8 protein-coding genes are annotated in these 9347 nt (G+C 59.0%); 3 read left to right on the forward strand and 5 right to left on the reverse strand.

The annotated features are described in order from the left end of the window. The first annotated feature begins 143 nt into the window (after positions 1-143). Both HGP12_RS31665 and argE read left to right on the forward strand, forming a co-directional pair. Complete coding sequence (locus HGP12_RS31665) at positions 144-2501, forward strand: glycoside hydrolase family 3 C-terminal domain-containing protein (RefSeq protein WP_168843897.1); 2358 nt, start codon at positions 144-146, stop codon at positions 2499-2501. A 73-nt stretch (positions 2502-2574) separates the two neighbouring features. Beyond that, complete coding sequence (argE, locus tag HGP12_RS31670; protein ID WP_168843846.1) at positions 2575-3684, forward strand: acetylornithine deacetylase; 1110 nt, start codon at positions 2575-2577, stop codon at positions 3682-3684. A gap of 46 nt (positions 3685-3730) precedes the next feature. Here the strand turns inward: argE and HGP12_RS31675 are convergent, their stop codons facing one another. The 4 genes from HGP12_RS31675 to HGP12_RS31690 form a co-directional block, all read right to left on the reverse strand. Then, the gene (locus tag HGP12_RS31675; RefSeq protein WP_168843845.1) at positions 3731-4816 is read right to left on the reverse strand and encodes an ABC transporter ATP-binding protein; all 1086 of its coding nucleotides are present in this window, start codon (positions 4814-4816) and stop codon (positions 3731-3733) included. A gap of 4 nt (positions 4817-4820) precedes the next feature. Further along, positions 4821-5732 carry a carbohydrate ABC transporter permease gene (locus HGP12_RS31680; protein ID WP_168843844.1) on the reverse strand — a complete coding sequence of 304 codons (912 nt, stop codon included), beginning with the start codon at positions 5730-5732 and terminating at the stop codon, positions 4821-4823. Further along, a complete protein-coding gene (locus HGP12_RS31685; protein WP_168843843.1) occupies positions 5729-6595 on the reverse strand; it encodes a carbohydrate ABC transporter permease in 867 nt (288 codons plus the stop codon). Before HGP12_RS31685 ends, HGP12_RS31680 begins: the two co-directional genes overlap by 4 nt. Before the next feature lie 85 nt (positions 6596-6680). After that, the gene (locus HGP12_RS31690; protein WP_246703619.1) at positions 6681-7907 is read right to left on the reverse strand and encodes an ABC transporter substrate-binding protein; all 1227 of its coding nucleotides are present in this window, start codon (positions 7905-7907) and stop codon (positions 6681-6683) included. A 547-nt stretch (positions 7908-8454) separates the two neighbouring features. Between HGP12_RS31690 and HGP12_RS31695 the strand changes: the two genes are divergently transcribed. Continuing rightward, on the forward strand, positions 8455-8952 hold the full coding sequence (locus HGP12_RS31695; protein ID WP_246703620.1) for an NAD(P)H-dependent oxidoreductase: 498 nt from the start codon (positions 8455-8457) through the stop codon (positions 8950-8952). On the opposite strand, the gene HGP12_RS31700 is transcribed toward HGP12_RS31695, so the two are convergent. Then, positions 8938-9159: a hypothetical protein gene (locus tag HGP12_RS31700; protein WP_168843841.1), complete on the reverse strand. Its 222-nt coding sequence runs from the start codon at positions 9157-9159 to the stop codon at positions 8938-8940. The two genes, HGP12_RS31695 and HGP12_RS31700, sit on opposite strands and share 15 nt — an antisense overlap. Positions 9160-9347 lie beyond the last annotated feature (188 nt).

Here is a 9347-nt window from a genome sequence, read left to right on the forward strand (position 1 = left end):
CTCTGCGACCAGCCAAATGCCATCATCGATCAACGCAACACATCTCGGCCATGGTCTACCGGCGTACGGTCAAAGAACCCCGTGCTCCGTAGATTGCCAGCACACAGTCACTTTGGAGAGCTAACGTGAATTCAGACAAGCTTATGGATGGTGACTTCGCGGCGCTGATCGCAGAAATGACCAATGCGGAGAAAGTTGCCCTCCTGGCCGGCCACCGCATGTGGAAGACGAAGGCCATCGAGCGCCTGGGAATCCCGAACATCGTCATGACCGACGGTACCTACGGCGTGCGCTATTCCATACACCAGATCGATAACGATCAGGCCGGCGGCATCGACTTCTCTGCCTTCCTCAATGTTGTCGGCCAGCGGGCAAGCCATGTCGAGGTAGCCTGGGGTGCGATGAAGCAGGCGACCTGCTTCCCGAACGGCTCCAGCCTCGGCTGCTCCTGGGACGTCGATCTTGCCTACGCGCTTGGGACCGCACTTGCGATGGAATGTCAGGAATTCGGCGTGCACCTGCTCCTCGGGCCCGGCATCAACATTCGCCGCACCCCGCTCGGCGGCCGCTCCTATGAATATTATGCCGAGGATCCGGTCGTCAGCGGCGATTTCGCAGCCGGCGTCATCAACGGCCTGCAGGAAAACGGCGTTGGTGCTTCGCTGAAGCACTTCGCCTGCAACAATTCGGAAGTCGAGCGCACATCGATGGACTCGGTCGTCGACGAGCGTGCTTTGCGAGAAATCTATCTCAAGGGCTTCCAGCGGGCGATCGAGAAGAGTAACCCGTGGACGGTCATGAGCTCTTACAACCGCCTGAACGGGCTCCAGGCCGCCGAAGATCACTGGCTGCTGACCAAGGTGCTGCGCGAGGAATGGGGTTATGACGGCCTTGTCGTGTCCGACTGGCACGGCATCAAGGATCGCCCTGCCTCGTTGACAGCCGGCAACGACCTCGACATGCCGGAAAGCGAAACCCGCAAGAGTGACCTGTTTGAAGCCATCGAGGTCGGCAAGGTCGACATGGCTGTCGTGGATGAGGCCTGCGTCCGCGTTCTGGCGCTGGTACGTGCCGGCAAGCTCGGCGAGCGGCGCGACACGGTGTTCGACCGCGATGCCCATCACAAGCTCGCTCGCCGCATGGCAGGCGAATCGATGGTTCTCCTGAAGAACGACGATCAACTGCTGCCGATCACGCCCGCCAAGGTCAAGCGGATGGTCGTTATTGGCGAAGGTGCCGGCGTTCCGATCATTCAGGGCTCGGGCTGCGCGACCACGACGCCGACGCTCGTGGATGTGCCGATTGACGAGATCGTGAAGGTGGCCGGCGACGCTATCAAGGTTGACCAATACCGTGGGACCAGCGAAGTCGAGAGTGAGCGCGCTGTACTCATTGCCGAGGCTGTCGAGGGCGCACGGGGCGCCGACGTGGTCGTCATCTTTGTTTGCACGGAGAATGGTTACGACGGTGAGGGGTCTGACCGCACGACGCTCGACCTCGCACCGGGTCACGATGCGCTCGTCAGCGCCGTTGCCGCCGTCAATCAGAATGTCGTCGTTGCCATCGCCAGCCCTGACGCAGTCGTCATGCCGTGGGTTCCGGAAGTGAAGGCGATCGTCGAGATGTTCTTCTCCGGCCAGGCGACCGGCGGCGGCATTGCCGATATTCTCTTCGGCGTCGTCAACCCTTCGGGTAAGCTGACCACTACATTTCCGAAGCGTATGCAAGACATGCCTTCCTATCTCAGCTATCCCGGCGAGAACGGCCGTCACTACTACAGCGAAGGCATCCATGTCGGCTACCGCTGGTACGACGCCCGCCAGATCGAGCCGCAATATCCCTTCGGCTTTGGCCTCAGCTATACCAGCTTTGCCTATTCAGACCTGACTCTGGACCGCTCGGAGCTGAATATCGGCGAGGAGGTTGTTGCGAGCTTCACGGTGACTAACACCGGCGCCGTCGCGGGGAAAGAAGCGGCACAGCTCTACGTAAGCTACGGCAAGCCGCGGCTGCAGCGCCCGAAGCGCGAACTGAAGTCCTTCGCCAAGGTGCATCTGGCGCCAGGCGAATCGAAGCGCGTGTCACTCACGATCCCTGCTGCGGATTTCGCGCTCTTTGATTCCGGCAAGGGCCGCTGGATCCTCGATGACGATGCCGTACAGATCGAAATCGGTTCGTCCTCGCGCGACATTCATCTGGTAGCGCCACTGCAAATCCGTTCGCGCGCCTCGCGCCATCGTGAAGTGAAGTGGGACACGCAGCCCGTCTTTATCCTCGCCAATCCGATCGCGCGGGCCAAGTTCAATCAGTTCCTCCAGAAGCACCTGTCGATCGACGAGGGTGAGGCGGACCGGATGCTCGAACATTGCGCCAACTCGTTCTTCGGCATGTTTACGACTTTCGATCGGCGCTTCCGCCATGCCTTTCCGAAGGGTGATATCGCGGCGCTGCTCGCCGATATCAACCAGGCGATGGCTGATGAAGAGACGATTGCCCGCTGAGCACCGTTAAAGACAGAGAATAATGGAGGCTCATTGCGATGCGGGCCTTCGCTCGTTTTGGGAGTGTCATTTCTTGAATACGCTCGACCTGCTTGATCGTCTTGTCGCCTTCCCCACCGTCAGCGCTGACAGTAACCTGCTGCTGATCGATTTTGTCCAAACCTATCTCCGCGACCGCGGTTTCGGGTGCCGGCTGGTTGTTGACCAGACTGGCAAAAAGGCGAACCTGTTTGCCAGCATCGGCCCCCGGCAGGATGACGGCATTGTCCTTTCCGGCCACACCGATGTGGTGCCGGTCGCAACGCAGGCCTGGACCTCCGACCCATTTCGGCTGACGCGCCGCGGCTCTCGTCTTTGTGGCCGTGGTTCGACGGACATGAAGGGGTTTCTTGCAAGCGCGCTATCCGCTGCCGACCGCATCAATGGCAAGTTATTGAAGCGGCCTTTGCATCTCGCCTTCTCGCATGACGAGGAGATCGGCTGCGTCGGCGTGCGCTCGCTGATCGATGTCCTGGCCAAGGAACAGTTCAAGGCTTCGCTTTGCATTGTCGGAGAGCCGACATCCATGTCGATCGCCCTAGGTCATAAAGGCAAATTGGCGGCCCAGGGGCGTTTCAGGGGGGAGGCGGGCCATTCCTCGCTTGCCCCGCGTTTCGTCAATGCCATTCATCTGGCCTGCGACTTCGTCGGCGTCCTGCGCAGGGTGCAGGACGAGATTGCCAGCGTAGGGTTCCGAGATGCGGACTATGACATTCCCTACACGACGGTTCATGCCGGCAAGATCGCCGGCGGCGAAGTTCTCAATATCGTGGCAGAACGCGCCTCGGTCGATTTCGAGATTCGCCACTTGGCGCAGGACGATGTCGAAGACATCCTGGCACCCATTCGCGCCTCTGCCGGTTCCTTGACCGAAATCGAGGTTTGCAATGCCTATCCGGGGCTCGCCACCTCAGCCGCGAGTGCCGCAGCAGCTTTCGCAGGGCGTTTGCTCGGGGAGGCACCATTGACAAAGGTCTCGTTCGGAACGGAGGCCGGGCTGTTCGCCTCGAAGCTCGGGCTTGATGCGGTGGTGATCGGTCCAGGTAACATGGACCAGGGCCACCAGCCGGACGAATATATCGAGGAAGCGGAATTGGAGCGCTGCGACGCCATGATGGATCGTCTGATCGGCGAGCTCTGCTAGGTGTCGAGGGGCCACCGCCGCATCCGGCGGCGGCTGCGACTGCGCCCTACAGGCGCTGCTCGCTTTCCTTCGAGAAGATGGAGGCGATGGTGGGATTGAAGGCTAGGCGGACTTCTCCGGACAGGCCGCGGGCCTTGGCCGCGGGAAGGCGGACCGACAACTTCTGTTCTCCCAGCGCGAACCAGACCAGCGTATCGGCGCCCATGGGCTCGATAAAGGTAATCGGCGCGAAGAGCGTCGGCAGCGTCGTCCGATCGTCGGCAAGCTGGATGTCTTCCGGCCGGAAGCCGATCACTATCTCCTGGCCATCGACGGCAGGTTGGCGAAACGGATATGCATCGATGGGCAACTGGTAATCGCCGAAGGCAGCCATTGGCTCGCCGTCCTCGATCTTCACGCGGGACGATATCAGGTTCATGCCGGGCGATCCGACGAATCCAGCGACGAACAGAGTTTCGGGCTTCTCGTAGAGCTCGTCCGGCGACGCGTATTGTTCGATCTTGCCGCTTTTCATGACAGCCACGCGGGTGGCAAGTGTCATGGCCTCGATCTGGTCGTGCGTGACGTAGACGATGGTGCTGTGCAACTCCTGGTGCAGCTTCTTGATTTCCAGGCGCATTTCGGTGCGTAGCTTAGCATCGAGGTTGGAAAGCGGTTCGTCGAAAAGGCAGATCGGGCTACGGCGTACGAGCGCCCGGCCGATGGCGACGCGCTGGCGTTGCCCACCGGAGAGCTGCGAGGGGCGGCGGTCGAGAAGGGGCGTCAGCTGCAGCAGGTTGGCTGCCCATTCGACACGCTGGGCAATCTCGGCCTTTGCAACCTTGTTGACGCGCAGCCCGAAGCCGAGGTTCTTGCGAACGGTCATGGTCGGATAGAGCGCGTACGACTGGAAGACCATGGACATGTTGCGGCGGCTGGAATCGACATTCGTCACATCCTGGTCGCCGGCGATTATCCTGCCGGTATCGAGGTCCTCGAGGCCGGCAATAACGTTCAGCAGCGTCGACTTCCCGCAGCCCGAGGAGCCGAGCAGCACGATGAACTCGCCGCTGGCAACCGAAAGATTGATATCGCGAAGGATGTGCTGTGGTCCGAAGGACTTGTTTGCGTCGATAACGGAAATCTGTGTCATTGCATTAGCCCTTCACAGCGCCGGCTGCGAGGCCACGCGCAAAATAGCGTCCTGAAAGAATGTAGATGAGAAGCGGTGGCAGCGCGGTCAGGAAGGTGGCAGCCATGTTGACATTATATTCTTTAATGCCGGTTGTCGTGTTGACGATGTTGTTCAGTTGTACCGTAATCGGCAGGTGGTCCCGTCCGGCGAAGATCAGGCCCAACAGGAAGTCGTTCCAAATGCCGGTTGCCTGCATGATGATGGCGACGACTAGAACGTTGACCGACATCGGCAGCATGATCTCGAAGAAGATCGTGAAGAAACCCGCGCCATCCATCTTTGCCGCCTTGGAAAGCTCAGGCGGCACACCCTGGTAGAAATTGAAGAATAGCAGCGTCATGTAGGGCAGGCCGAAGATGATGTGGATTAGGATGATCCCAGGCAGGGTCCCGTAGAGCCCGATGCTGCTGAAAATGCGGACCAATGGGTAAAGGATGACCTGGTAGGGAATGAAGGCGCCAAGCATCAGCGACAGCAGGATTACGCGGCTTAGCTTCGACTGCCACTGCGACAAGGCAAAGCCGGTCAATGCGCCGAACAGGATCGAGAATATGACGCTGGGCACGACGATCTCGACGGAATTCCAGAAATTCCCGTGAATGCCGTTGCATTCTATCCCCGTGCAGGCTGTTAGCCATGCTTTTGTCCAGGCGTCGAAATTGAGACTTTGGGGCAGGGCGAAGATGGTGCCGGTGCGCAGCTCGTCCGCAGTCTTTAGGGAAGTCGAGATCACCAGCAGCAACGGGATCGCGTAATAGACCAGCGCCAGTGACAGGATGATGTAAAGCGGGATACGGCCGGGCCTGGTGCTGCTTGCGCGCGGCATCGCATGAACAACAGGTGCGCCGGATTGGGCGAGAGGGGTCGCAGTCATCGCTTCTGCCTCTTGAGCTCGATATAGACATAGGGCGAAAGGGCGCAGATGACCGAAACCAGCATCAGAATGGCTGCAGCTGCCGCCGTGCTGATATTCGCACGCTGGAAGAGGAGATCGACGACGAACTTGCCCGGCACATCCGTGCTGATGCCCGGTCCGCCGCCGGTCATGGCGACGACAAGGTCGTAGCTCTTGACCACGGCGGTCGCTAGCAGGATCACGCAGGTCAGGATCAGCGGGCGAAGCATGGGCAGCACGATGCTGACATAGGAGCGCCAGACGGGAATGCCGTCGATCTTCGCGGCTTTCCAGATATCGCCGTCAATGCCCCGCAGGCCGGCCAGCATGATGGCCATGACAAGGCCGGAGGATTGCCAGATGGCGGCGATGGAGACGGCATAGATCGCCTTCTCCGGGCTTGCCAGCCAGTTGAAGCTGAAATCCTGCCAGCCGAAGCTGCGCACCAGTGCTTCGATGCCCGTTGTCGGGTTCAGTAGCCATTGCCAGGCAAGACCGGTGACGACGAAGGACATGGACAGTGGATAGAGGAAGAAGACGCGGAAAAGCCCTTCCGCCTTGACGTTGCGATCGAGCAGGGTTGCAAGCGTCGTGCCGATTACGAGCGAGCCGGCAATGAACAGGCTGCCGAAGATTAGCATGTTGGCGAAAGCCGTATGCCAGCGCGGCATGGAAAGCAGTGTCGCATACTGGCCGAAGCCGTAGAACTTGTAGTTCGGCAGCATCGTCGAATGCGTCAGCGAAATATAGAGCGTCCAGAGGATCGTGCCGTAGAAGCAGACGGCAATAACCACGGCGCTCGGCACAAGCGTCAGCTTTGCCGCGAGGTTCTTCTTAAACATTGCTAGCCCCGCTGGTCGACATCGCAACTCATTGACGAAACTGCCCCGGCAACTGTGCCGGGGCAGCAGACACTAACGGCAGGACCTAGTTCCGTGCAACGATGTCGGCATACTGCTTGGCAGCATCGGCAGGCGTCATTGACGGATTGCTCCAGAACTGGGTCACCAGGTCCTTGATGGCGCCGACCGTCTCGCTGCTGAAGGAGAGTTCGGCGTTCGGAGCGAGGGCGCTTGGGTCCTTGAGCAGGCCGGCTGCCTTCTGGGTGCAGATGTCAGCATCCTTCAGGTTGACATCGAGGCGCGGGGGCAGGGCGCCCTTGATGGAGTTGAAGGCAAGCTGTGTTTCCGGATCGATCATGACGTCGACCAGCAGCTTGCGGGCAGCAACCTGCTCGGGCTTGTCGCCGATCGGGAAGACGAAGGTGTCGGAAACGATGTTCAGCACCCCATTGGTGCCTGGCGCTAGTTCGCAGCCATATTCCTTGCCCGGTGTCATCTTGGCAGCCTGGAACTCGCCCTTGGCCCAGTCGCCCATGATCTGCATCGCGGCCTTGCCGGTGATGACCATGTTGGTGGCGTCATTCCAGTTGCGGTTGGTGTTGCCGTCATCCACATAACCACGCAGCTTGGCGAACGTCTCGAAGGACTTGACCATCAGCGGACCGCCGGCTGCGTCCACGTCATGCTTGGTGTAGACGTCGGTGTAGAACTTGTTGCCGCCGGTCGCGATCATGATCGAGCGGAAGACAAGGGCTTCCTGCCATGCCTGGCCTCCGAAGGCGAGCGGGATGTAACCCTTGGCCTTGATCTTGTCGGCGGCGGCGAAGAACTCGTCCCAGGTTGCCGGCGGCTTGACGCCGACGTCGTCGAGTACCTTCGTGGAGTACCACATCCAGTTGGCAGTGCCGATGTCGATCGGAACGGCGTAGAGATGACCGTCGACGCTGGCCTTGTCGACGACCAGCTTGGGCAAAAATGTCTGCCAGCCCTTCGTGGAGGCGATATCGTCGATCGGCGCCAGGATGCCTTCCTCGACCAGTGGCTTGATTTCGCCGAGGTCGACGACCATCGAGGTCGGCGCGTCGCCGCCTGCAACACGGCTCAGAACGGCTGCGCGGGCAGCTTCATAACCTGTGACCGGGCTGTCCTTCCAGGTGCCGCCCTTCTTCGCGACATCATCGGCGATGACCTTGATGGCGGCCGCTTCGCTACCGCTCGTCCAGTAGTGCATGACTTCGGCGGTCTGAGCGAAAGCCTGGCTGGAAAGCAGGAGCGCGATTGCTGTGCTGGCGCCGGTCAATGACAGTTTCATTCCCATTATGATCCCCTTATCGGTTTCATTTTCCGTGTCGAGTTAATTTCGTCGCACGTTGAATAGCAATTTTGATTTTATGTGCCATTGCGTCACTAAAACCGATCTTCCATGGGCAACGGATGCACTGAATGCAATTCATGTGGTGGAAAGGATTATTCGTCGCGCGCTTCGGGCTACGACTGAGCGCGAACGCCCAAGACGATGGCTAGTTGATGAATCGCCGTCCATTTCGACGATCACACGCTCGCGAACGTCGTCGTTGCGCAACAGCCCACTCAGCGAGGTGCCAGGGTGCATCATGGGCAGTCAGGGTATTGGCAAGGATGACACGAAGGCCGCATTTTCGAATCTAGTCAAGGCGAGCGTGAGGACGCCAGTGTTCTGATCGAAGTCTCGCATAGCGCTAGAGAAAATTCTTCCGATGAGTCGCCGCTGAAAACAGCAATTCAATCCACTTTGCTTTGAAGATTAGAACATCTTCGCTAATCAAAAGACTACTAAATATATAGGGCAAATTATCTATTTAAGTGGGCGCTTCGTCGTTATGAACATCCTCGCGCTGAGTGGCAATGTCAAAAGACCGTCCAGGACGGCGTCTCTGGTGAAGATGGCTGCCGATCGCCTTCGGCAACGCGTTAGTGGTCACGTGCAGTCCATCGAACTCGTCGTCGCAGCGCCCGTGCTCTTTGGGGCGCTCAGAGCGGACCAGCTCGATACAGAGGGCAAGGCGATCATTGCCGCGGTGCAAGGCGCTGATATCATCATCGCAGGATCGCCTGTCTATCGCGCGTCCTATAGCGGCGCGCTGAAGCATCTGTTTGACCTTGTCGATTATCGCGCGCTGACGGGCAAGTGCGTCGTCTTGGCCGCAACCGGCGGCACGCCGTTGCACGGCCTGATGCTTGAGCACCAATTGCGACCGCTCTTCGGCTTCTTCAATGCGATGACCGTTCCGACCGCAATCTATGCGCTTGAGGCCGACTTTACTGCTCACGAACCGCTGCAATACGACGATCGATCCCGCGAGCTAAAGCGATCCTAATTTGTTCCAAAGATCAGGATCGATAGTCCTGATTTCATCGTTCAGAGCACGGTCGATGGCATCGATCCGCCTTTGGGCATCTATGAGATCGTCTATTTTGGAGAAGTCGTTTTCGGCCACCGTCGATGAGGCAATCTCCTGGCGCAGAGTGACCAGCCAGTTTCGGATTTTTCTGAGATTTTCGATATTTGGATTCGATTTCCACATGGATCTGCCGTGGTCCGTTGAAGCTTAACTAAGATCCTGGATGTCTTTTGAATTCTGCTTGTAAGCAAACATCGGCATTGTTGGTCTTTGGTCGACGTTTTGTGGAGGTTTCGTGAACGGGTGAGCGGGAGCGTTGACGCGGAGGCCCTGTCTGGCGTTTCTTCTTCGGGAAGGGGGTGCGGATGGAC

The organism is Rhizobium sp. P28RR-XV (genome assembly GCF_012641385.1).
Taxonomy (GTDB): domain Bacteria; phylum Pseudomonadota; class Alphaproteobacteria; order Rhizobiales; family Rhizobiaceae; genus Rhizobium.

What these genes read in the sequence shown, in the direction of transcription:
- HGP12_RS31685 (WP_168843843.1), bottom strand. Translation starts at nt 6,595, where the DNA reads ATGTTTAAGAAGAACCTCGCGGCAAAGCTGACGCTTGTGCCGAGCGCC.
- HGP12_RS31700 (WP_168843841.1), bottom strand. Translation starts at nt 9,159, where the DNA reads ATGTGGAAATCGAATCCAAATATCGAAAATCTCAGAAAAATCCGAAAC.
- HGP12_RS31680 (WP_168843844.1), bottom strand. Translation starts at nt 5,732, where the DNA reads ATGACTGCGACCCCTCTCGCCCAATCCGGCGCACCTGTTGTTCATGCG.
- HGP12_RS31695 (WP_246703620.1), top strand. Translation starts at nt 8,455, where the DNA reads ATGAACATCCTCGCGCTGAGTGGCAATGTCAAAAGACCGTCCAGGACG.
- HGP12_RS31675 (WP_168843845.1), bottom strand. Translation starts at nt 4,816, where the DNA reads ATGACACAGATTTCCGTTATCGACGCAAACAAGTCCTTCGGACCACAG.
- HGP12_RS31665 (WP_168843897.1), top strand. Translation starts at nt 144, where the DNA reads ATGGATGGTGACTTCGCGGCGCTGATCGCAGAAATGACCAATGCGGAG.
- HGP12_RS31690 (WP_246703619.1), bottom strand. Translation starts at nt 7,907, where the DNA reads ATGAAACTGTCATTGACCGGCGCCAGCACAGCAATCGCGCTCCTGCTT.